This window comes from Stenotrophomonas sp. UBA7606 (assembly GCF_002477705.1).
Lineage (GTDB): Bacteria > Pseudomonadota > Gammaproteobacteria > Xanthomonadales > Xanthomonadaceae > Stenotrophomonas.
In genome coordinates this window covers 367-23,260 of the sequence record NZ_DLJW01000109.1, presented here as the reverse complement: position 1 = coordinate 23,260, position 22,894 = coordinate 367, and the positions used below count along the sequence as shown (strand labels likewise).

The following is a 22,894-nucleotide window of genomic DNA, read 5'->3' as shown; positions in this document are numbered from 1 at the left end:
AAATCAAAAGCTCCACCCATCCGCCCCCCGCCTTCGCGGGGGCAGGCTCTTCGGGCACCCCCGCCTTCGCGGGGCAGGCCCTTTGTTCCCCCCGCAAGCGGGAGAAGGGAAAAACAGCAAAGCCGCCCAAGGGCGGCTTTGGCTTGAGCCCCCTCCCTTTGGCCGCAGGCCAAGGGGAGGGTTGGGGAGGGGTGCTTTGGCTTTGGCTTTGGCTTTGGCTCCAAGCCCCGGCCAACTCAAAACCAAAAGCTCCCCTCTTCCGCCCTTCGGGCACCTTCTCCCACAAGGGGAGAAGGGAAAATCAGGCCTTCGCCGCGGGCTCGCCCTTCTTGCCGATGCGGTACAGCAGCAGGCCAACCAGGAACAGCACGAACAGGCCTACCCAGGCCGACAGCGTCGCCCAGGTGTCGGCAAAGCCGCCCAGCGGCAGCGCCAGAATGTCGCCCTGCCCGCTCACCACGATCGGCACTGCGATAGCGATACCCATCAGCGCTTCACCGGTGATCAAGCCGGCAGCAAACAGCACGCCCGGGCGGTGCACGCGGTCACGGCCTTCTTCATCGTCGGCACGCAGCTTGTGGAAACGCTCGACCAGGTGGGCCAGCAGGCCGCCCAGGAAGATCGGCACCATCAGCTCCAGCGGCAGGTAGATGCCGATGGCAGCAGCCAGCACCGGCACGCGGAAACGCTTGCCGGTCTTCTTCAGCCACTCGTCAACGGCGATGATCACCGCGCCGACGCCCGCGCCCAGCGCGATCATCGTCCACGGCAACTCGCCACCGAACAGGCCACGTGCAACCGAGGCCATCAGGTTGGCCTGCGGTGCTGCCAGCGAGTTCGGGTGCTCGGCGGTCGGTGCGCCGATGCCATAGGCATGGGCCAGCAGGTTCAGCACCGGCGCCATGATCAGGGCGCAGGAGAACGCGCCAATGCCCAGCATCAGCTGCTGCTTCCACGGCGTCGCGCCGACCAGATAACCGGCCTTGAGGTCCTGCAGGTTGTCACCGCCAACGGCGGCCGCACAGCAGACCACCGCGCCGATCATGATCGCGGCCACCGCACCCAGCGGAGCACCGCCGACGCCGACGGGAATCAGGCCGTCCTTGCCCAGCAGCAGCACCAGCACCACCGAGGCGAACAGGATGGTGGAAATGGTGATGCCCGAGACCGGGTTGTTGGACGAACCAATCAGGCCGGCCAGGTAAGCCGACACCGACACGAACAGGAAGCCGGCAACGATCATGATGATGGTCATCGGGATCGACACGTGCCATTGGCCGACGATGGCCTGGTACAGACCCAGCAGCGGCAGGGTGAAGGCGATCAGCGCGATCAGCATCCACTTCATCGGCAGGTCGCGCTCGGTCTCGGCCAGGGCCGGGCCACTGCTCTTGCGCGCAGCGGCAAAACCGCTCTTGACGCCATTGAGCAGCGACTTGCGCAGCGAGAACAGGGTCCAGACGCCGCCGATCAGCATGGCGCCCACGCCCAGATAACGGATCTGCGAACCCCAGATGGCAAAGGCCGCATCGGCGGCCGGGGCGTTGGCGATGGACGCCGCCAGCTCCGGGTTGGTGCCCATGAAGAACGCCTGGTACAGCGGAATGGCGATATGCCAGGACAGGATGGAGCCGGACAGCACCACGATGCCGACGTTCAGGCCGACGATGTAACCCACGCCCAGCAGCGCCGGCGACAGGTTGGTGCCGATGAAGGCGGTGACCTTGGAGCTGCCCACATAGGCGGCCTGTGCCCAGGCATCGGGGAAGATGCGCAGGCCCGAGGCTGCCGCCAGCTTCACCAGGCCGCCGATGGCCGCCGAAATACCCAGGATCTTCATGCCCGGGCCGGGGTTTTCACCGGCCTTGAGCACTTCCGCGGCGGCCTTGCCTTCCGGGAAGGGAAGCGGATCCTCGACGATCATCGAGCGCCGCAGCGGCACCGAGAACAGCACGCCCAGCAGGCCACCCAGGCCAGCGATACCCAGCACCCACCAGTACTTGAAGTCCGGCCAGTACCCCATGATCACCAGCGCCGGGATCGTGAAGATCACGCCGGCGGCAATCGACGAGCCGGCCGAAGCACCGGTCTGGACGATGTTGTTCTCAAGAATGGTGCCGCCACCGAGCAGACGCAGCACGCCCATCGAAACGACGGCGGCCGGAATGGCGGTAGCAATGGTCAAGCCTGCGAACAGGCCCAGGTAAGCATTGGCGGCGGACAGCACCACAGCCAGCACGACGGCAAGTACCACCGCGCGGAATGTGAGCTGCGCAGGCGCAGCGTTGTTCATGGAAAGCCCTTGGATGGCAAAAAAACCCTCGCCAAGCTAACGCCCGCTTAACAGCAAGTCCAGTCGCGCTGTCATATCACGCAGCCCTCGGCACAGCCGTGGCCCGGATTGGGCACGGCCAACGCACCGTTTCAGCAAGATGCCGCATCGCGGCATTCCGCAGCACCGGCACATGCCTATACTCGCCCTCCTCCCAGTACCTGCGGCGGCCGATGTCCACCACTTACCTGCCCGCGGCGGGCTCCAACGATTTCCTCGGCCACCCCAAGGGCGTCTACGTCTGCTTCTTCACCGAGATGTGGGAGCGCTTCTCCTTCTATGGCATGAAGGCCTTGCTGCTGCTGTACCTGACCAAATACCACCTGTTCGGCGACAAGGCCGGGCTTGACCTGCTGGGGGCCTATGGCGGCCTGGTCTACTGCATCCCGGTGTTTGGCGGCCTGCTGGCCGACCGCTGGCTGGGCATGCGCAAGGCGGTGGTGTTCGGCGGCATCCTGCTGGTGCTCGGCCATGCCGGCATGGCCTTCGAGGGCCACGCCGCCCATCGCGTCGCCGGCGAGGTGGTACGCGACGAAGCCGCGCTGTCGGTCACCTACCTGTCGCTGGCCCTGATCATCATGGGCGTGGGCTTCCTCAAGCCCAACATCTCCACCATCGTTGGCAAGCTCTACCCGGAGAACGACCCGCGCCGCGACTCGGGCTTCTCGCTGTTCTACGCCGGCATCAACCTGGGGGCGCTGTTCGCCTCGCTGGTCTGCGGCTTCCTCGGCGAAGCCTATGGCTGGAAGTACGGCTTCGGCGCCGCCGGTATCGGCATGCTGGTTGGCCTGGCGATGTTCCTGTGGGGCCAGAAGTACCTGCACGGCCATGCCGAGCCGCCGCAACCGGCCACCCTGCGCGAACGCGTGCTGGGCCTGCCGCGAGAATGGCTGATCTACGCCGTGGCCATTGTGGGCGTGGTGCCGGTGGCAGCACTGATGTGGGCAGCAGCCAACGGTGCATTCGCACTCGGCGGCGAAATCAGCCTGGCGCTGATGCTGATGATCGTGGTGCTGGGCGGAGTGCTGCTGTGGTTTGCCTGGTTCACCGGCACGCAATGCACGCCGGTGCAGCGCCAGCAGATGATCGCGCTGATGGTGCTGATCTTCATGGCACTGGTGTTCTTCACCCTGTACGAGCAGACCTACGGCTCCTGGGTTACCTTCACCGACCGCCTGTTGAGCAAGGATCTGGTGCCTTCACTGGTGATCCGCGAGGGCACGCCGCTGCCGTGGTCCATCGTTTCGCTGCTGCTGGCGCCGCTGGGTTTCGTGGTGGCCGCGCGCCTGTCCGACCGCAACCCCGCCTCCGCTGCACCGCGCCTGCTGTTTGCGCTGATCGTTGCGGCCATGCTGGTGATGCTGGTGCGTGACTGCCTGGTGTTGCCGCAGACCGCCGGTTCGCTGACCTATCTGGGTGCATTGTTCCTGGTGCTGCTGGCACCGCTGTTTGCCGCGCTGTGGGCATGGCTGGACAAGCGCAGGCTGGATCCGTCCAAGCCGCTCAAGTCATCGTTTGGCCTGGTGTTCGGCGCCTTGTCATTCGTACCGCTTGCGCTGGCCGCACAACAGGTGGGCGCCACCGGCGAAATGGCCAGCGTGTGGTGGCTGGTGCTGGCCTACCTGATCCTGGAAATCGGCGAGATGTGCCTGTCGCCGGTGGGCCTGTCGGCCGTCACCCAGCTGGCCGCACCGCGCGTGGTCAGCCTGATGATGGGCACCTGGTTCCTGGCCACCGCGTTCTCCGAGACGCTGGCCGCATTGCTCGGCAAGCTGGCCGCCATCGATGTACCTGAAGGCGAAGTGATGAACATCGCCGAGGCCGCGGGCCGCTACGAACACCTGTTCTGGCTGCTGATGTGGATAGGCCTGGGCTGCGCGGCAGTCGCCCTGCTCGCCTCACCATTGCTCAAGCGGATGATGCACGGCGTGCGTTGACCCAAGGCACCCGCAAACACGGTAGTGCCGAGCCATGCTCGGCATCATCTTCCCTGCCCCTCCAAACCACACCGCCCAGCTCAACCCGCAGCCGCCTCCAACCAGCTGCCTCCCACATCCCACAGCAGGCGCAGCGCGAATGCCAGAAACACCAGCGCCATGAACGCCTCCAGCCGCCCGCCCAGGCGCAGAAACTTCTGCCGTATCGCTGGCTGGGCAAACAGCAGGCTGACCAGCACAAACCATCCAGCGTTGACCAGACACATCCAGACGCCGTAGAGCGCCTGGATCTTCAACGGTGTCGTGGCACTGACCACCGTAGTGAAGATGGCCAGGAAGAACAGCGTCGCCTTCGGGTTCGTCGCATTGGTCATGAAGCCCAGCACAAACGAACGGCGCCCACTGCCCTGGCTGAGCGCGTCCGGCGCCAGGTCGACAACAAGCGCTTGCTTGCCCGCACTACGCAGAAAAGAGAACACCAGGTAGAGCAGATATGCGGCGCCAGCAAGCTTGGCCACAACCATCAACGACGGACGGGTGTGCAGCAGCGCGCCCACGCCCAGCAAGGTGTAGAGCACGTGGACCGAAATGCCCGCACCAATGCCGATGGCTACCCACATCCCCGCGAGCCGGCCCTCCCGCACACTTTGCCGCACCGTAACGGCAAAATCCGGCCCCGGTGCGATGACGGCCAACAAGTGGATCAAGGCCAGGGAAATGAACTCGGGGTAATAGCTGGTCACAAATGGCAGTCCGATAAGATTTCAGGGTGATCTGAAGGCGCAGGCCTACGTTCCGCGCCGAGCGGGGCCAACAGCGCGTACGTGGCAGATCCGCAATCGGCTTTCGACAAGGCAGGCTCAACCAAACCGCCGCGCCGGGGGCGCCACGCCAATGCGCTTCACGCTGCGGCCACCACATCCGGCTGGAAAAATACTAAGCGCCGGATCAGACTCGCGGAATCACCTGCAAAACCAAATCATTCTTGCGCCATGAGCACAAATAAAAGCGTCGCGCTGATGGCCGATATGGTCACCTTCGTAAAGGTCGTGGAAACCGGCAGCTTCACTGAAGCCGCACGCCAGCTCGGTGCCACGCCGTCGGCCACCAGCCGCTCGGTGGCCCGCCTGGAAAAAGCACTCGGCATCCGCCTGCTGCAGCGCTCCACACGCAAGCTGCGCCTGAGTGATCTTGGCCAGGAAGTGTTCCAGCGCTGCAGCGACGTTTCCAGCGCCGCCCAATCGGTCATGTCGATTTCGCATCAACTCAGTCCCGAGCCGCAGGGGCTGGTGCGTGTCAGCGTGCCCAAGGCCGTGGGAAGAGCCTTGATCCATCCCCACGTTGCCGACTTTCTGGCGCGCTACCCCAAGGTGGATCTGCTGCTGCGCTTCGAGGACCGCAAGCTGGATCTGATTGATGACGAGATCGATCTGGCCATCCGCATTTCCGACCATCCCGCGCCCGGCCTGATGGGGCGCCCGCTGCTGGCCATCGACCATCTATTGTGTGCATCGCCGCAGTACCTGGCCGCACGGGGAGCGCCACGACAGCCCCAGGACTTGCGTGATCACGACTGCATCTATCTGGGCGAAGAGCCCGGCGACGCCCGCTGGAAACTGCAGCGCCAAGGCAGGAGCGTCAGCGTCAACGTGCGCGGCCGCTATGCCGTCAACCATACCGGCGCACGCCTGGACGCCGTGCTCAACCACCTCGGCATCGGCAGTTTGCCCTACTTCACGGCCAAGCAAGCCCTGCAGGAAGGCCGCATCGTACAGGTACTGCGTGACTGGACATTCCAAAGCAACTATGGCGGCCAGGCCTGGGTGCTGTATGCGCCGACGCGGCATTTGCCGCCGAAGCTGACAGCCTTCATCGGCTTCATGGCCGAGCGCCTGGCCAAGGAACCAACTCTAGCCGAGCTACTGCGCACCCCACCCTCAGCCACAGCAGCAGGCTGAGCGACAGCTGCGACTTTGACCGTGCGCTTCCACGCAGCCTGCTAGGTTCTGTTGCTGCAGGGGCCCATGCAACGCGGCCCATGAGGGCGCAACCTGGTGACGTCGTGCGGAGACGAGCGTCAGCCCTCTGCAAACGCCGCGCCGATGGGGCTACCTGGCCTTCTCACCGCCCAGATGCTGCGACAAAAAGCTCAACAATCTGCTGTAGTACTCGCGCTGATGCGGCTCGGTATAGAAGCCGTGCCCTTCGGTACTGAAATACAGCGACTCGACCGGCACACCGGCTTTCCTCAAGGCCGCTTCCATCATCCGGGTATGTTCAATCGGTGCGATCTCATCCTGGCCACCAGCGGCTAGAAACACCGGAATCCTGATGCGTTCGGCAAGCCTGTTGGGTGAAGCCGCTGCCAGTGCAGCAGGATCCTCACCCACCCAGTCCTTGGACCAATTGCCCAGGCTGCGCGCTGTTCGCATGTCCCCGCGCTGCATCATCGGCAGGTCGTATACACCAACATAACCAGCTGCACAGCGGTAGAGCACGGGCTCCTTCGCCGCGCCCATCAAGGCGGCATAAGCGCCGTAGCTGGCGCCATAAATGCACACCTTGGCCGCATCGGCCTGACCTTCGCGGATTGCCCAGCGGGTGGCATCGGTGAGATCGTCCTGCATCGTCCCACCCCATTGTTGCGCACCCGCACGACGGAACGCCCAGCCATGGTTGCCCGAGCCCCGATAGTTCACCTGCATCACCGTATAGCCTGCCGCCGCCAACATCTGCACATCACTGTCGTAATGCCACTGGTCGTAGATGCCATAGGGCCCGCCGTGCGGCATCAGCACCATCGGGCGGGGACCACTGACGCCGCGGGGCTTGGTGAGGTAACCGTGGATCTTCAATCCATCGCGCGCGGTGAAGTGGAACGGTTCCACCACTGCAGCGGCGTCCGGATCTACCCAGCTACCGCTGGCAACCAGGAATTCCAGCTTCCTGGCGGCCGGGTCATACAGATAGAAATCCCCAGGATTGCTGCCAGACCACACTTTCACCAACAGCAGGTGGCCATCCCTGGTGCTGGAGGTGATACGCACCGACTGCCCGGGGAAAGCAGCTTCCAGGCTACGGTACAAACGCACTTCGGGTGCCGTCTCATCGAAGAACACACTGCGGTGGCGCCCATCCATCACCAGCGAACCGACAGGCACGCGGGTGCCGTTCCGGTAAATGATGGACCAGGGGTCGGCGGCGGCGTCGCGCAGCACCGTGGTGCGCACATTGGTGCCGGGATTCCAGGCCACGATGCTGTCCGGCCCTTGCCCGTCACCCCGCACCCGCAGATAGACCACGCTGTTGTCTACCGAGAATCCCAAGGGTTCCTCGATGCGACCAAACGCATTCTGATCGTTGATCAATCGCCATTCGGCACCTGCAGCGTCGCGGTAATAAAGTTTGCTGACATTGTCCATGCCAGATCCCACCGCCAGACGCACCTCGCCGTCATTGTCCGTGGCAAAACTGGCATTGCGCACCGGTGCAATCGCGGCCGTGGTCCGGCGGCCGCTATTGACGTCCATCTTCTCCGCGCGGGTGAATGGCTCCATCGAACCCAATGGCCAGGTAGCAACCACCACGTTGCGGTCTTCGGCAGGCAGCGTATCCACCAGAAATGCCGCGATGCTTTCAACCTTCTTGGGCTGGATACGCGTACCGGGCCCATTGCCCTGCACACGGAACCCCACCAGCAACTCGGCCTTCCCACCATCGGCATTGATGGCGTACAACTCACCAGTCAAGCGCGGCTGGTCCAACAGGCCGAACTTCTCAGCAAGCCCAATCAATACCCGCTCGTCGCTCACCCAATCAAAGCTGTTCACATGCGCATTGCGCCCAGGCATGAACACCCCGGATTGTTTATTGCCATCGCGGGCGAAAATGACAAGAGCGGTCTTGTCTTCAAGCGGCACGGTCGCCGCGTAATACTTGCCTGAGGGCGACAGCTTGATGTCGTTGAACTCGTCCTTGCGGACGAACTGCCCCAGATCCACGGCAGCCCAACTGCTGGCCGAACAACAGGACAGCAGCAAGGCCATCCACAGCTTCATCATCCGCATCAAGCCCACCCCATGAACGGGCGTCCGGCCCGCATTGGTCCATTCTAGTCGTCCGCCGCGGGGATTTTCCACAAGATAAGGTGCAGTCCCCGGAGCGTAGGACGCAATGTGCTGCATCAATGGGCACGCGCAGGGGCCGTCTACAACAGCAGCACCAAAGAGCCGCCACTCCAACGATCCGGAAGCTGGTTGACTTGCCTCTCCAGACATTCGCTGTGCCTGCCAGTCAACACCAACCTGGGCAACCACTTACCCGTAATGGGACTGGCAGAGCCCTGGACTGTGGTTCTGTTCCGGGACCTGGCCCGCCCCGTCACAGCCCCCCTGACCCCACCAAATACACCTGTACTGATACAACGCTGTTCAGCCCGTCGCACCCACGCAAACGCCATCGGCTCCTGCCGCAGCGCACCGGCCAATTGAAGGCCATCAGGCAGTGAGATCTGATCGCAACTTCACTCCCGTTGCCACCTGCCGAAAAGCCATGGAAACCCTGCATCCGATCATTGCCGCATCGTTGCCGTCAGCCGGCCGGCGCCGCCGTCGAGCCACGCACCATCAAGCTGAAATCCAGCGTCTGCTGAAGCGGCACATCCACACCTTCGATGATGGCCAGCAACAACTTGACCGCGCGGTCACCGATCTCCTGCATCGGCTGCATGACAGTCGTCAACGGCGGGGTGAGGAAGCGGGACGAGGCGAGGTCATCGAAGCCCACGATGGAAACTTCATCGGGCACGCACAGTCCCCGATCCCGGCAGGCCGCCAGTGCGCCCAAGGCCATCTGATCACTGAAACAGAAGATCGCAGTCGGCGTGGGCGAGCCCGCCAACAGCGCCAGCGCAGCGGCATGACCGGCAGCCAGCGAAAAGTCGCCGGGCACGATGATCAGCTGGCGTAGACGACCGCGCGACCGCGCGGCAGCACGAACCCCTTCCACCCGTTGTTGATGCAGGGGATTGTCGGATGGACCACCGACCACGGCGATCCGCTCATGTCCCAAGCCGTATAGATGCTCCATCGCAACGCGCGCGGCAGCCGTATTGTCGATGTGGACACTGGGGATGCCCATCGTCGGCTCGAATTCACATCCGTTGACCACCGGCGCGGCCTTGCCCCCTTTCTGGACGATGGCGCGCGCCGTTGGCGGCAGACGATGCCCAAGCACGATCAGTCCGTCGGCCTCGTTGCGCCGGAGCATCTGCGCGTAGCGTTCCTCACGTTCGGCTTGATGCTGGGTATCGCCCAACAGCACGGCATAACCAGCCGCCTGCGCCGCATCTTCCGCGCCCTGCAGTATCTGCGCGAAGAACGGATTGGCGATGTCCGGAACGGTCACCAGGATCTTGCCACTGCGCTGGGTCTTGAGTGTCCTGGCAACCGTATTGGGAACATAGCCCAGCTTTGCGGCCGCCTGCTCGATGCGCTTGCGCGTGGCCGGCAGGACTTTGTCCGGCCGGGTGAGCGCGCGCGACACTGTGCCGGCAGAAACGCCGACGTGCTTTGCAATGTCGTAAATGGTTGCCATGCGTTACGTGCTTCCTTTTGTGGCGCGATGCACAACACGTCTAACGGAGACCCGTGATACGGTTATGCAATCGATTGCATCAAGGCAAATTCCGTTGAAAACGCTTAGAGGTCCGGCCCTGTTCCTGGCACAGTTCATCGGTAACAGTTCTCCGTTCGATCGGCTGGACACGCTGGCCAGTTGGGCCGCGGGCTTGGGCTATTCTGGCCTACAAGTACCCACAAACGCTCCCCTACTGTTTGATCTGTCACAGGCAGCGCAGAGTCAGGCGTACTGCGATGATGTCGCCAGCATGCTGGCCGGGCATGGGCTGCAGATCACCGAACTGTCCACCCACCTGCAAGGGCAGCTGGTCGCTGTACACCCTGCCTACGACACGCTGTTCGACGGATTCGCACCGCCGGACAAGCGTGGCGATCCTGCAGCCCGCCAGGCATGGGCAGTGCAGCAACTGCTGCTCGCCGCCAAGGCCAGCCAGCGCCTGGGACTGACCGCGCATGCCACGTTTTCCGGCGCGCTGGCCTGGCCTTACTTCTATCCCTGGCCGCAACGGCCGCCAGGACTGGTGGAAGCCGCCTTCACCGAACTCGGCCGCCGCTGGCGTCCCATCCTGGATGCCTTCGACGCTTGTGGCGTGGACCTGTGCTTCGAGATCCACCCGGGCGAAGACCTGCACGACGGTGCGACCTTCGAGCGCTTCCTCGATGTGGTGGACCACCACCCTCGGGCCAAGATCCTGTACGACCCCAGCCACCTGCTGCTGCAACAGATCGACTACCTGGGCTTCATCGACCGCTATCACGCGCGCATCAGCATGTTCCACGTCAAGGACGCGGAGTTTCGCGCCAGTGCCCGTAGTGGTGTCTATGGCGGATACCAGGACTGGATCGATCGCCCCGGGCGCTTCCGTTCGCTCGGCGACGGCCAGATCGATTTCAAGGCGATCTTCTCCAAACTGGCGCGCTACGATTTTCCGGGCTGGGCAGTGCTGGAGTGGGAGTGCTGCCTGAAGCACCCGGAAGACGGCGCACGCCAGGGCGCCGCCTTCATCGCCGACCACATCATCCGGGTGACGGAGCGCGCCTTCGACGATTTCGCCGACAGCGGCAGCGATACCGGGTCTATTCGTCACATGCTGGGAATCTGAACCACCACCGCCCCGGGAGGGCAAGCCATGACGCACACCATGTCGCGCTTGGGCGCGATGATGTTTCTGCAGTTCTTCATCTGGGGGGCGTGGTTCGTGACCCTGGGAACCTATCTGGTGCAGGGCCCGCTGCAGGCCAGCGCAAGCCAGGTGGCGACCGCCTTCCTCAGCCAATCCATCGGCGCCATCCTCGCCCCTTTCCTGGTCGGCCTGATCGCGGATCGCTACTTCGCGGCGCAGCGCATCCTCGCAGTACTGCACCTGGTCGGCGCGGTGCTCATGTGGCTGGCGTCCACGGCAAGCAATTTCAGCCAGTTCTCCGCCTGCATCTTTGGCTACATGCTGTTGTTCATGCCGACGCTGGCACTGGCCAACAGCGTGGCGATGCGGCACATGCAGTCCGCAGAGAAACAGTTCCCGCTGGTGCGGGTGGCTGGCACCGTCGGCTGGATCGTGGCGGGCGTGCTGATCGGCTGGCTGGGCTGGGAGCAGTCGCAGCACCTGGAGCAGACGTTCCGGATGGCGGCGATGGCATCGCTGGCCTTGGGCCTGTATGCATTCACGCTGCCGCACACGCCGCCGCTGGCACGACAGCAAGACGCCGGGCTGGGGCAGATGCTGGGGCTGGACTCGCTGCAGCTTCTGAAGTCGCGCTCTTACCTTGTGTTTTTCCTCGCCTCCATCGCCATCTGCGTTCCGCTGGCGTTCTACTACAACTTCACCAACCCGTATCTCAACGATCTTGGCGTGCGTGGTGCGGCAGGCCTGCAATCGCTGGGCCAGGTCTCCGAAGTGTTGCTGATGCTGGCCATGCCGTTCCTGTTCGTGCGGCTCGGGGTCAAGACGATGCTGGCGGTGGGCATGGCAGCTTGGTTTGTGCGCTACGTCATGTTCGCCTTTGGCGATGCGGGCGGCGGCTTTTCGCTGCTGGTGATCGGCATCGTGCTGCACGGCATCTGCTACGACTTTTTCTTCGTTACCGGCCAGATCTACACCGACGCGCATGCCGGCCCCGCCGCGCGCAGCAGTGCACAGGGGTTCATCACCTTGGCCACCTACGGCGTGGGCATGCTGATCGGTACGTTCCTGTCCGGTGCGGTGGTGGAGCACTTCACCACCGCAGCTGGACCGGACTGGCGACAGATCTGGTTGTTCCCCGCAGGCGTCGCGCTGATCGTGCTGGTCGCCTTCCTGCTGCTGTTCCGCGACCGGCCGGTAGTCGTTGCCGCACCTTCCACTCCCTGAGGACCGCAACCGATGCAAAAGCTTGGAATCGCCATCGTCGGCGCCGGCATGATTGGTGCAGTGCACCGCCGCGCTGCACTGCTGGCCGGCGCCGAAGTGCGCGGCGTGGCGGCCTCTTCTTCGCAGCGCGCACGTGAAATGGCGCAGTCATGGAATGTCCCCCGCGCCTATCGGAACATCGAGGAGGTGGTCGCCGACCCACAGGTGCAGGTCGTGCACGTCTGCACCCCAAACCATCTTCACCGCCCCATGGCACAGGCTGCACTGGAAGCCGGCAAGCACGTGATCTGCGAGAAGCCGCTGGCCACGACCCTGGAGTACGCGCAGGCCTTGGCCGCATTGGCTGCTACCAGCGGACTGGTCGCCACCGTCCCTTTCGTCTACCGCTATCACCCGGTAATCCGCGAGGCGCGCGCGCGCATCGCGCAAGGAGAACTGGGGCCGTTGCACCTGATTCACGGCAGCTACCTGCAGGATTGGCTGCTTGACCCTGCCAGCAACAATTGGCGCGTGGACCCAGTGCTGGGTGGCGCGTCGCGCGTGTTTGCCGACATCGGTTCGCACTGGTGCGATCTGGTGGAATGGACCAGCGGCGAGCGCTTCACCGAAGTCAGCGCCGCCTTCGACATCGTGGTCAACGAACGCGGCACCCACACCGGCCAGAGCTTCACCACGCCGGCTGCGCGCAGCACGATGCAGGCGGTAACTAGCGAAGACGTGGCTGCGGCAATGTTCAGGACCAACGTAGGAACGTTGGCATCGTTGACGGTCAGCCAGGTATCGGCGGGACGCCGCAATCGGCTCTGGTTCGAGATCAACGGCGCCAAGGCCAGCATGGCGTTCAACCAGGAGCACGCCGAGCGGCTGTGGATCGGCCTGCCCGACCAGCGGGAGGAAATCTTTGTACGTGGGCCTGGTGCCGGCAGTGCGGAACAACGCAGGTTGTCGATGTTGCCTGCCGGGCACGCGCAGGGCTACAGCCATTGCTTCGAGGCGTTTATCGCCGACACCTATCGCGCCATCGATGGCGAACGGCCGCAGGGCCTGCCCACCTTCGAAGACGGATTGCGCTCGGCGCGGATTGTTGATCGCGTCATCACCTCGGCCAGGACGCGCGCCTGGACCACCATCGTTTGAACTCCATGAGGATCGTTTGATGAACATCTATGCTCGCAAAGCCGCAAGCCTCGCCCTGCTGTTGCTCACTTCCCTGCCCGCCTTCGCGCACGACGTCGACGACCCGCAAAGACCCATCGCGGTACAGATGTATACGCTCCGCAACGCCGGCTCGATCGAGCAGCAGCTGAAGATCGTCCACGACGCGGGCGTGCACGCGGTGGAAATGGCTGGTACACAGAACGTCAGCGCTTTGGAACTCAAACAGCTGCTGGACAAGTATTCGATCAAGGTGGTTTCGTTCCACGTGCGGCTGACCGATCTGCGCAAGGACCTGGACGGCGTGGTCACCTACAATCGGTCGATCGGCAACACGATGCTGGTGGTGCCTTATCTGTTCGAGGACAGTCGCCCGACCGATGCCGCAGGCTGGACCGCACTGGGCCAGGAACTGGGCCGGCTCGGGAAGCAGTTGCACGACAAGGGCATGCGCCTGGCCTACCACAACCACAACTTCGAGCTGGTCGACTTCAATGGCACAACTGGCCTGGAACTGCTGTTCGCAGCTGCTGGACCCGACCTGCAGAGCGAGCTGGACCTGGCCTGGGTCGCACGTGCGGGCCTGGACCCGGTGGTGATGCTGGAGAAACTCCAGGGCCATGTGTTTGCGGTACATGCCAAGGACAACGCGCCGAAAGGCCAGGCCGAAGACGAAGGCGGCTTCGCCGCCGTTGGCCAAGGCGTGCTGGATTGGCCCTCGATCCTGCCCACGGCAGCTGCCGGCGGCGTGCAGTGGTACATCGTCGAGCACGACCAGCCACGTGACCCGGCCAAGGTCATCCAGACCGGTGCGGACTACCTGCGCGAGCACCTGCCGGCCGCCCAGCCCGCCAGCAATCAGCGCTAACGCGCGACGAAGCCACGCCAGAAAACACTACTTGCAGTTGGCGATGATTCCTTGCGGGACGACGCTTGCGACTTCCGCGTGATGCAAGGACGTCCCGCAGCCACTGCACAACGGGCTGCACGACCTGCAATGGCGCGTTGAGTGGAAGAAACGTTGAAATAAGGAAAAGCCCGCTCAAAAGCGGGCTTTTCTCGGTTCTAGATCAATGCTTGAGACTGGGTGTGTCTTAGAACGGAATATCGTCGTCAGCGAAGTCGTCCATCGGCGGAGCCGACTGCTGCTGCTGCGGTGCCTGGCGCTGCTGCTGACGCTGACCGCCGCCGTAGCCACCACCGCCGCCCTGGTCCTGGTTGCCATAACCGCCCTGGCCGCCACCCTGCTGCTGACGCGGGGGCGACTGCCGCTGCGGACGCTCACCGCCGTAGCCGCCACCGCCACCGCCACCGCCGCCGCCTTCACCACGGCCGCCGAGCATCTGCATTTCGTTGGCGACGATATCGGTGGTGTACTTTTCAACACCGTCCTGGCCGGTGTACTTGTCGTAGCGCAGTTCGCCTTCGACGTAGACCGAACTGCCCTTGCGCAGGTATTCACCGGCGATCTCGCCGAGCTTGCCGAAGAACACCACGCGGTGCCATTCAGTACGCTCCTGCTGGTTGCCGTCACGGTCCTTGCGCACGCTGGTGGTGGCCAGGCTGATGCGGGTGATCGCCATGCCAGCCTGGGTGTACTTGGTGTCCGGGTCGTTGCCGAGGTTGCCGACGAGGATGACTTTATTGATGCCGCGGGCCATAGGTTCCTACTCTTCCGTTGGGGTCCACCCGCCGGATGCGGGCAATAGCCGACGTATTATATCTGTCCGGCGACAGATAGCAGCCAATCCCTGCAGCCCTTGCGGCGTAAGGCTTGCGCTGGCCCAGCCGCGCATCCGGCGGCTTTTGGCCAGGCCGGATCACCGCCCCTCCAGCGCTGGAATGGCCCGGCAGACGGCCGATCCCGGACCCGGTCCGCCCCCTTTTGCCAACCTCATGGCATGATGCCAGACGTCGTTCAGATTGCTGGTCAAGATGGTCATCAAGGGCAAAGCCACCTCTTTGGATATCGCGCACATGGCCGGCGTTTCGCAGCCCACGGTGTCGCGTGCGCTGCGCGGCAGCCCGATGGTCAATGCCGAAACCCGCCAGCGCATCCTCGATATCGCCCGCCAGCTGAACTACAAGGTCGACAAGAACGCCTCCAGCCTGCGCTGCCAGCAGTCCGGCACGCTGGCGCTGCTGTTCTTCGAGGACCCGACCAACGATGACTCCTTGATCAACCCGTTCTTCCACTCAATGCTGGGCTCGATCACCCGTGCCTGTGCGCTGAAGGGGCTGGACCTGCTGGTCTCGTTCCAGCAGCTGTCCAGCGACTGGCATGCCGACTTCGAGGACAGCAACAAGGCCGACGGCATCATCCTGCTCGGCTATGGCGACTACCACGAATCAGTGGAGAGGCTGCAGCGGCTGGTGGAGCAAGGCACCCATTTCGTGCGCTGGGGTGCGGCCTTGCCGGGCCAGCCAGGCGTATCGATCGGCAGTGACAACTTCCAGGGCGGCTTTGATATCAGTGCGCACCTGCTTGAGCAGGGCCGCCAGCGCATCGCATTTCTGGGCCACGCGTCCAGCCACTATCCCGAGTTCGAAGAGCGCTACCGTGGCCACGTCGAAGCGCTGGCCGCACGCGGTCTGAAGGCAGATGCATCGCTGCAGCACGACGCCATCACTACCGAAGACTCCGGCCATGCGGCTTGTATTGCCTTGCTCGACAGCGGCAAGGACTTCGATGCGATCTGCGCGGCCAGCGACCTGATCGCCATCGGTGCGTTGCGCGCCCTGCGCGAGCGCGGCGTGCGTGTGCCGCAGGACATCGCGGTCACGGGCTTTGACGATATTCCGCTGGCGGCATCGGTATCGCCGCCGCTGACCACGGTACAGCAGGACACCAAGCAGGCCGGTCAGCTGCTGGTCGACAAGCTGCTGAGCCTGATTGCCGGTGAGCCGGTGGAAGGCCTCACCATTCCGGTGAAGCTGGTAGTGCGGGAATCATCGCTCGGCGTGTGATTCGCGCCGTAGCCCATGTAGCCCGGGTAAGCGCTGCGCTCACCCGGGCTACGGAGTTTTCGCGTGCCTTGGCCTAGCTGAAATCCTTGAGGATTTCGCCCACGCCTGACGGTGAGATCTCAAAGCCCAGCGGCGTGCCGGGGTTGATCACCACGCCGTAGCCACCGGGCACGCGGCGCAGCACTTCCAGCATCAGCATGCGGATGTTGTGCGGCGCCTGCTGCTGGTGGAAGCCGACCCGCGCCATATCGGTGAACACCGCCACATGCAGCACACCCTGCTTGTCGAACAGCAGCGGATCGAAACCACTACCGTCAGGCGTGACCAGGCTGCCGGTCAGCAGCACCACGTCGGAGGCGACGAAGGCCTGCATGAAGGCGCGGATCGGCAGTTTGCCGTCCATTGCCGCCTGCAACAGGGTTTCGATGGGGATCTGCGGGGGGAGCTGGTTCATGCGGTGCCGCCGGGAATGCCTGGGGGCGGATTGTAGCGGGTGGGGCTTTGGGAGTCGCAGGGGCTGGTAGCAGAGCAGAATCAAAAGCTACCCCTCCCCGGCCCTCCCCTTGCCTGCGGCAAAGGGAGGGGGACAAGCAAGGCCTCCAGCTGCACGTGAACGGCCCCCTCCCTTTTGCGCCGCAAAGGGGAGGGCTGGGGAGGGGTGCCTTTGGCGCGGCGCTGGATTTCTCGCAGACCCCTACCCTCACCCCAACCCCTCTCCCGCCGGGAGAGGGGCTTGAACGGCTTACTGCGCCAGTCGCACGTCCCTGGCTTGCTGATCTGCCATGGCAGCATCCAGCTGCGCCTGCAGTTCCGCCTGCCTCACCTGCCCGTCCAACACGAATACCTTGACGCCATGCGCCGGCACCTCGGCCTTCAGTGCGCCCTTCACCTTCAACGCACCGCCATCCAGCACATCACGCCATTGCCCGGCCTGCAGATAGCGACTCACCTCGAACGACCGTGCTGCATCACTCTTGTTCAACAGCACCAGCGCCGTCTGCGCCGTGTCTCCATGCTGCAGCACGCGGTAGAAGACCGCCTCGTCGCCCTGCAGCCGCTCGTTCACCTGCAGGCCGCGCTGCAACGCAGGCGTTGCCTCACGCAGTTTGGCGATGCGCTGCAGCGGCGCGAAGATCGGGCTGTTTGGCGCTTCGTCCACACGCTGCTGGCCGAAGTAGGCGCGATTGCCTGCATGCTCGGCACGGCCACGCATGAAGCCGGTTTCCGAACCGTAATACAGCACGGGAATACCGCGTGCGGTGAACAGCCAGTTATGCGCGTCGATGAAGCCGGCATCGCTGGCATCCAGACGCGCCATGTCATGGTTGTCGTAGAAGCTCATCAGCGCATAGGGATTGGCATACGGGCCGCCGCTCAGATGCAGCGGTTCGGCCAGCGTTTCAAAGCCCTTCTGCTCCCTGCCGAACACCGAGGACATGGCACCGCGCAAGGGGAAGTCCAGCACGCTGACGTTGGCGTTCGCCGGCCAGGTGTGCTCGGCAATCTTGGCCGCGTCGTAGTCGAAGGCTTCGCCGAACATGAACATGCCCGGGTGTTCGGCACGGATGCGGTTTACGAATTCATGCCACCACGGATGCGGCAGCCAGCCGATGGTGTCGATACGCAAGGCATCCACACCCTGCGCCGTCCATTGCAGGTAGGCACCAATCAGGTAATCCATCACCGCCGGGTTGTGCTCATTGAAATCCGACAGCTCGGCCAGGTTGCCGTCGAAGATCGAACCCTTGCTGCCATCGACCGGGCCGATGTTGTTGTAGAACGCATGCAGCGGGTTGTTTTTCGGATCGAGCTTGTCCGGGGCCAGGTTCTGATGGTCGGCGATCAGCTTGCCGTCCTTGTCGAATATCTGGCCGAACTGCGGCTGCCGCTTGGGCATGGTCCAGGCCGGCGAACCGTGGTTGCCGACGATATCCAGCACCACTTTCAGCTTGGCATCGTGCAGGCCCTTGGCCAGCCCTGCGAAATCCAGGTCTGCGCTGGGCAGGTGCTCGTCCAGCGTGTAGAAATTGATGCCCCAATAGCCGTGGTAGCCGGTCTTGCCGCGGTCAGTCAGCGTGCTGGTGCAGCTGATCGGCTTGCTGCCGGTGAAGGCCTGATCGGGGTTGTCGATGATCGGCGTGATCCAGACCGCGCCGAAACCGAGGTTGCGGATGTAGTCGGCGTTGTCGAGTACGCCCTTGAAGTCGCCACCGAGGTAACCGATGTTGCCGTCGATCTTGTCCGGGCACGGCACCGGGATATCGAAGGTGCGGTGTTCGGCGCCCTGGTCGCGATGGTCATTGCTGGTATCGCCATTGACGAAGCGGTCGGTGACCACGAAGTACACCGCATCACTGGCGAAGGGCTCGGTGGTACCGATGTAATCCGGCCGCTCACCTGCCCAGGCCGTACCGGCCACCAACGCCAGCGCCACCGCCGCTGCCAAACCACTACGCATCACACCACCTCCTGTTGCGATGGAACCCGCAGCACGCACAGACCGGCCACGAACAGACTGCAGCCACCCAGTACCAGCACGTGGATGGGATCACCACCCAACCAGTTGCGCAGGGCGAAGCCCAAGGCACTGGCGGCCACCAGCTGCGGGATCACGATGAAGAAATTGAAGATGCCCATGTACACGCCCATCTTCGCCGCCGGCACGCTGTCCGACAGCAGGGCATAAGGCAGGGACAGGATCGAAGCCCAGGCAAAGCCTACGCCGACCATCGACAGCAGCAGCCAATGCGGGTCCTTGATCAGCATCAGCGAAACCAGCCCCAAGCCGCCCAGCCACAGATTGGCCAGGTGGCTCCAGCGCAGGCCAATCGCCCGCACCATCAGCGGAATGATCAGCGCCGCCACGGCAGCGAAACCGTTGTAAGCGCCGAACAACACGCCGACCCAGTTCGCACCTTCGTTGTACGCGGCCGACTGCGTATCGGTGGAACCGAAGTGCGTGCCCGCCACTGCTGCGGTGGTGTAGATCCACATCGCAAACAGCGCGAACCACGAGAAGAACTGCACCCAGGCCAAGCGCCGCATCGTGCCCGGCATGCTGCGCAGGTCATCGACGATGGTGGCCAGCATATGTGTGCCAGGCAGCACCCGCGCCACGCCAAGCAGCAGGCCGTAACTGGCGCACAGGCCGGCCAGCACGTAGAGCATGCGGTCGCCTTGGCGCCAGGCGATCAACGCTGCCAACAACACGCCCAGGCCCAGCCACACGCCAATCTGGCTCCACTGCGGCAAGCCGCCGACGCGTTGCGTCGAATGCACGGCGGACGGCTCCGCATCATCAAAACCGGCCAGCTCGGCCGGCGAATACTCGCGCGTGCTGAACACCGTCCAGCTCATCGCCAGCAGCAATACTGCCGCGCCGAAGTAGAAGGCATAGCGCACGGTATCCGGCACTTCACCCGGCCCGGCGGTATTGGCCACGCCGAAGTGGGCAAGGATGAAGGGCAGGAAGCTGGCCACCACCGCGCCCACGCCGATGAAGAAGCTCTGCATCGAGAAGCCTGTCGGGCGCTGCCTGGGCGACAACTGATCACCAACGAAGGCGCGGAACGGCTCCATCGAGATATTGATCGAGGCGTCCAGCACCCACAGCGTGCCGGCGGCGATCCACAGGGTCGGCGAGTTCGGCATCACCAGCAGCGCGAGCGTGGTCAGCACCGCGCCGATCATGAAGTACGGCCGCCGGCGGCCCCAGCGCGTCCAGGTGCGGTCGGACAGATAGCCGATCACCGGCTGCACCAGCAGTCCCGTCAGCGGTGCGGCGATCCACAGCCCCGGCACCGCGTCCATCGGCGCGCCCAGCGTTTCAAAGATGCGGCTGGCATTGGCGTTCTGCAGCGCGAAGCCGAACTGGATACCCAGGAAGCCAAAACACATGTTCCAGATCTGCCAGAACGACAGCTGCGGTTTGCTGTTCATCAAGCGCTTCCCCCCTCCGGGAATCACGGATGCAATGGTTGGGCGCGGATGCGCTGCAGCCATGGTAGAGGGCGCACCTGTGATCTGCACCGCTGTTGCATACGTATTCAATGCAGCCACCCGCCCATCGCGGCCCGGCTCGGGGAATAGTGGCGGCACGTGCCAGCCAGCAGGGCCGGCGCGCCGACCAGAACCCGGAGTTGAGACCCGCATGGCCGATTCACGCCCAACCCCTGCCCGCCTGTCGCTGAAAGCTGCCTTTGCACTGCTGCTGATCAGCGCCCTGCCGGCCTACGCCGCCGACCTGGCACGCATCACCTCGCCCGACCAGCACCTGACGGTGATCGTCGAATCCCAGCACGAAGGCCGCCCTTCCTACCGGGTGGAACGCAATGGCGAGGCGGTGATTGCACCGTCGCGGCTGGGCATGTTGCTGGGTGATGGCCGCCTGGAGCGCAATATCGCGCTCACCGGCCAATCCCGGCGCAGCGTCGACGAGACCTGGGAGCAGCCCTGGGGCGAGCGCCGCCTCACCCGCAACCACTACAACGAACTGCGCGCCAGCTTCACCGAAAAGCCCGGCGCCGGACGCAGCTATGAGCGGCATTTCGACGTGGTGTTCCGCGTCTATGACGACGGCATTGGCTTCCGCTACGAGTTCCCGCAGCAGGCCGGCATGAAGCAGGCGCAGATCCACGCCGAGCTGACCGAGTTCGCGCTGGCGCGCCCGGCAACCGCCTGGTGGATTCCCGCCTTCGAGTGGAACCGCGAGGAATACCTGTACCACCAGACCCCGCTGAAGGAAGTCGGCACCGCGCAGACCCCGCTGACCCTGCGCAGCGACAACGGCCTGCATATCTCCGTCCACGAAGCCGCGCTGGTCGACTACGCCGGCATGAACCTGGCACGTGGCGATGGCGACATCCTGCGCGCAACGCTCACGCCGTCCAGCAGCGGTGCGCCGGTGGTGCGCACCCTGCCCTTCAAGACCCCTTGGCGGACCCTCACCATCGGCGAGAAGGCCGGTGATCTGGCCGAATCCAGTCTGATCCTCAACCTCAACGAACCCAACGCCATCGGCGATGTGAGCTGGTTCAAGCCAGCCAAATATGCCGGCGTGTGGTGGTCGCTGCACCTGGAGACCGAGACGTGGGCGACCGGCCCCAAGCACGGCGCCACCACCGAGAACACCCGCCGCTACATCGACTTCGCCGCCGCCAACGGTTTCCGCGGCGTACTGGTGGAAGGCTGGAACATCGGCTGGGATGGCGACTGGTTCGCCAACGGCGAAGCCTTCGACTTCACCCGCGCTACCCCGGATTTCGACCTGCCGGGCCTTGCCCGCTACGCCGCCGGCAAGGGCGTCCACCTGATCGGCCACCACGAAACCGCCTGCGCGGTCAGCCATTACGAACGCCAGCTGCCCGCCGCGCTGGACCTGTATGCGCGCAACGGCGTGGATGTGGTCAAGACCGGCTACGTCTGCGACGCAGGTGACATCCACCGCCAGGATCAGGCCAATGGCCCGATCACCCGTGAATGGCACGAAGGCCAGTGGATGAGCAACCACAACCTGCGCGTGCTGCAGCAGGCCGCCGCCAGGCACATCGCGATCAACTCGCACGAGCCCATCAAGGACACCGGCCTGCGCCGCACCTACCCCAACTGGGTATCGCGCGAAGGCGCCCGCGGCATGGAGTTCAACGCCTGGGGCAACCCGCCCAACCCGCCGGGCCATGAAGCCACGCTGGTGTTCACCCGCATGCTGGGCGGGCCGATGGATTACACCCCGGGCATCGTCAGCCTGAAGGGCCGCAACGGCCTGGCCCTGCGCAGCACCCTGGCCAAGCAGCTGGCCCTGTACGTGGTGCTGTACAGCCCGGTGCAGATGGTTGCTGATCTCCCCGAGCACTATGCCCAGCACCCGGACGCCTTCCAGTTCATCAAGGACGTGGCGGTGGATTGGGAAGAAAGCCATGTACTCAATGGCGAGGTTGGCCAGTACGTGACCTTTGCGCGCAAGGCGCGTGGCAGCGAGGAATGGTTTGTCGGCAGCGTTGGCAGCGAGAAGCCGCAGTCGCTGGATGTGGCCTTGTCGTTCCTGACCCCGGGCAAGCGTTACCGCGCAGATATCTACCGCGATGGTGACGGCGCCAACTGGGAGACGGCACCGTTTGCGTTTGCCCGTGAGACGCGGGTGGTGGGTAGTGGCGACCGAATCAAGCTGCAGCTGGCAGCTGGTGGCGGTGCTGCTGTGCGCTTTGTGCCGGCGGAGTGAGGGCTGGACGGCCTGAAGCCAAGGCTCTGGGCTTGGGGGGCTAGGGGCTTTGGGCTTTGGACGTCTGGCTTTTGGCTTTTGCTCTACAGCCGTCATTCCCGCGCAGGCGGGAATGACGGCATGAACCAAAGCCACAACCGATGCCACAGCCATAGCGATTTCCGCCTTCGCGGAAATGACGGCGTAAAGGCAGAACCGCCACAGAAAGCGTTTTCAGACCTATCTGCCGCCGCAGAGCCCCATTGAATACGTATGCAGCCCAGCGCCACAGGCTTGCCCGCTGATTACCATGCGAGACA

General features: G+C 64.1%; 17 protein-coding genes. 8 read left to right on the top strand and 9 right to left on the bottom strand.

Annotated features, from left to right (window positions below; genetic code table 11):
• Nucleotides 1-301: 301 nt before the first annotated feature.
• Nucleotides 302-2,293 carry an OPT family oligopeptide transporter gene (locus B2527_RS13570; RefSeq protein WP_293714347.1) on the bottom strand — a complete coding sequence of 664 codons (1,992 nt, stop codon included), beginning with the start codon at nt 2,291-2,293 and terminating at the stop codon, nt 302-304.
• Nucleotides 2,294-2,505: 212 nt separating this feature from the next.
• Between B2527_RS13570 and B2527_RS13565 the strand changes: the two genes are divergently transcribed.
• On the top strand, nt 2,506-4,269 hold the full coding sequence (locus B2527_RS13565) for a peptide MFS transporter (RefSeq protein ID WP_293714345.1): 1,764 nt from the start codon (nt 2,506-2,508) through the stop codon (nt 4,267-4,269).
• Nucleotides 4,270-4,349: 80 nt separating this feature from the next.
• Here the strand turns inward: B2527_RS13565 and B2527_RS13560 are convergent, their stop codons facing one another.
• Entirely contained in the window at nt 4,350-4,964 is a 615-nt protein-coding gene (locus B2527_RS13560) for a LysE family translocator (RefSeq protein ID WP_293714343.1), read from the bottom strand.
• Between the two features lie 129 nt (nt 4,965-5,093).
• Here B2527_RS13560 and B2527_RS13555 point away from each other — a divergent pair, with 129 nt between their 5' ends.
• The gene (locus B2527_RS13555; protein WP_293714341.1) at nt 5,094-6,227 is read left to right on the top strand and encodes a LysR family transcriptional regulator; all 1,134 of its coding nucleotides are present in this window, start codon (nt 5,094-5,096) and stop codon (nt 6,225-6,227) included.
• A 150-nt stretch (nt 6,228-6,377) separates the two neighbouring features.
• Here B2527_RS13555 and B2527_RS13550 read toward each other — a convergent pair whose 3' ends face one another.
• On the bottom strand, nt 6,378-8,327 hold the full coding sequence (locus tag B2527_RS13550) for an alpha/beta hydrolase family protein (RefSeq protein WP_293714339.1): 1,950 nt from the start codon (nt 8,325-8,327) through the stop codon (nt 6,378-6,380).
• 532 nt (nt 8,328-8,859) lie between these two features.
• Entirely contained in the window at nt 8,860-9,864 is a 1,005-nt protein-coding gene (locus tag B2527_RS13545) for a LacI family DNA-binding transcriptional regulator (RefSeq protein WP_293714337.1), read from the bottom strand.
• 94 nt (nt 9,865-9,958) lie between these two features.
• Here B2527_RS13545 and B2527_RS13540 point away from each other — a divergent pair, with 94 nt between their 5' ends.
• From B2527_RS13540 to B2527_RS13525, 4 genes are read left to right on the top strand one after another with little or no spacing between them, the layout of a single operon-like run.
• Nucleotides 9,959-11,011, top strand: a complete 1,053-nt coding sequence (locus B2527_RS13540; protein WP_293714335.1) for a sugar phosphate isomerase/epimerase family protein — start codon at nt 9,959-9,961, stop codon at nt 11,009-11,011.
• A gap of 27 nt (nt 11,012-11,038) precedes the next feature.
• Nucleotides 11,039-12,256, top strand: a complete 1,218-nt coding sequence (locus B2527_RS13535) for a nucleoside permease (RefSeq protein ID WP_293714333.1) — start codon at nt 11,039-11,041, stop codon at nt 12,254-12,256.
• Between the two features lie 12 nt (nt 12,257-12,268).
• Complete coding sequence (locus B2527_RS13530; RefSeq protein WP_293714331.1) at nt 12,269-13,393, top strand: Gfo/Idh/MocA family protein; 1,125 nt, start codon at nt 12,269-12,271, stop codon at nt 13,391-13,393.
• 19 nt (nt 13,394-13,412) lie between these two features.
• Nucleotides 13,413-14,279, top strand: a complete 867-nt coding sequence (locus B2527_RS13525) for a sugar phosphate isomerase/epimerase family protein (RefSeq protein WP_293714329.1) — start codon at nt 13,413-13,415, stop codon at nt 14,277-14,279.
• A 226-nt stretch (nt 14,280-14,505) separates the two neighbouring features.
• On the opposite strand, the gene ssb is transcribed toward B2527_RS13525, so the two are convergent.
• Complete coding sequence (gene ssb / locus B2527_RS13520) at nt 14,506-15,072, bottom strand: single-stranded DNA-binding protein (protein ID WP_293714327.1); 567 nt, start codon at nt 15,070-15,072, stop codon at nt 14,506-14,508.
• 274 nt (nt 15,073-15,346) lie between these two features.
• Between ssb and B2527_RS13515 the strand changes: the two genes are divergently transcribed.
• A complete protein-coding gene (locus B2527_RS13515; protein ID WP_293714325.1) occupies nt 15,347-16,378 on the top strand; it encodes a LacI family DNA-binding transcriptional regulator in 1,032 nt (343 codons plus the stop codon).
• 73 nt (nt 16,379-16,451) lie between these two features.
• Here the strand turns inward: B2527_RS13515 and B2527_RS13510 are convergent, their stop codons facing one another.
• The 3 genes from B2527_RS13510 to B2527_RS13500 form a co-directional block, all read right to left on the bottom strand.
• Nucleotides 16,452-16,832 carry an SseB family protein gene (locus B2527_RS13510; RefSeq protein WP_293714323.1) on the bottom strand — a complete coding sequence of 127 codons (381 nt, stop codon included), beginning with the start codon at nt 16,830-16,832 and terminating at the stop codon, nt 16,452-16,454.
• A 288-nt stretch (nt 16,833-17,120) separates the two neighbouring features.
• Entirely contained in the window at nt 17,121-18,836 is a 1,716-nt protein-coding gene (locus tag B2527_RS13505; RefSeq protein WP_293714322.1) for an alpha-amylase family glycosyl hydrolase, read from the bottom strand.
• Complete coding sequence (locus tag B2527_RS13500) at nt 18,836-20,317, bottom strand: MFS transporter (protein ID WP_293714320.1); 1,482 nt, start codon at nt 20,315-20,317, stop codon at nt 18,836-18,838. The genes B2527_RS13505 and B2527_RS13500 overlap by 1 nt, the downstream gene beginning before the upstream one ends.
• Nucleotides 20,318-20,528: 211 nt before the next feature.
• Here B2527_RS13500 and B2527_RS13495 point away from each other — a divergent pair, with 211 nt between their 5' ends.
• Nucleotides 20,529-22,595 carry a glycoside hydrolase family 97 protein gene (locus B2527_RS13495; RefSeq protein ID WP_293714318.1) on the top strand — a complete coding sequence of 689 codons (2,067 nt, stop codon included), beginning with the start codon at nt 20,529-20,531 and terminating at the stop codon, nt 22,593-22,595.
• A 40-nt stretch (nt 22,596-22,635) separates the two neighbouring features.
• On the opposite strand, the gene B2527_RS13490 is transcribed toward B2527_RS13495, so the two are convergent.
• Nucleotides 22,636-22,894: hypothetical protein (locus B2527_RS13490; protein WP_293714316.1), on the bottom strand; the 259-nt coding region annotated here is incomplete at its 5' end.

Excerpts from the sequence above, each read along its gene's own strand:
- B2527_RS13550 (WP_293714339.1), bottom strand. The coding sequence starts at position 8,327 with ATGAAGCTGTGGATGGCCTTGCTGCTGTCCTGTTGTTCGGCCAGCAGT.
- B2527_RS13505 (WP_293714322.1), bottom strand. The coding sequence starts at position 18,836 with ATGCGTAGTGGTTTGGCAGCGGCGGTGGCGCTGGCGTTGGTGGCCGGT.
- B2527_RS13565 (WP_293714345.1), top strand. The coding sequence starts at position 2,506 with ATGTCCACCACTTACCTGCCCGCGGCGGGCTCCAACGATTTCCTCGGC.
- B2527_RS13570 (WP_293714347.1), bottom strand. The coding sequence starts at position 2,293 with ATGAACAACGCTGCGCCTGCGCAGCTCACATTCCGCGCGGTGGTACTT.
- B2527_RS13525 (WP_293714329.1), top strand. The coding sequence starts at position 13,413 with ATGAACATCTATGCTCGCAAAGCCGCAAGCCTCGCCCTGCTGTTGCTC.
- B2527_RS13530 (WP_293714331.1), top strand. The coding sequence starts at position 12,269 with ATGCAAAAGCTTGGAATCGCCATCGTCGGCGCCGGCATGATTGGTGCA.
- B2527_RS13510 (WP_293714323.1), bottom strand. The coding sequence starts at position 16,832 with ATGAACCAGCTCCCCCCGCAGATCCCCATCGAAACCCTGTTGCAGGCG.
- B2527_RS13545 (WP_293714337.1), bottom strand. The coding sequence starts at position 9,864 with ATGGCAACCATTTACGACATTGCAAAGCACGTCGGCGTTTCTGCCGGC.
- ssb (WP_293714327.1), bottom strand. The coding sequence starts at position 15,072 with ATGGCCCGCGGCATCAATAAAGTCATCCTCGTCGGCAACCTCGGCAAC.
- B2527_RS13500 (WP_293714320.1), bottom strand. The coding sequence starts at position 20,317 with ATGAACAGCAAACCGCAGCTGTCGTTCTGGCAGATCTGGAACATGTGT.
- B2527_RS13515 (WP_293714325.1), top strand. The coding sequence starts at position 15,347 with ATGGTCATCAAGGGCAAAGCCACCTCTTTGGATATCGCGCACATGGCC.
- B2527_RS13535 (WP_293714333.1), top strand. The coding sequence starts at position 11,039 with ATGACGCACACCATGTCGCGCTTGGGCGCGATGATGTTTCTGCAGTTC.
- B2527_RS13495 (WP_293714318.1), top strand. The coding sequence starts at position 20,529 with ATGGCCGATTCACGCCCAACCCCTGCCCGCCTGTCGCTGAAAGCTGCC.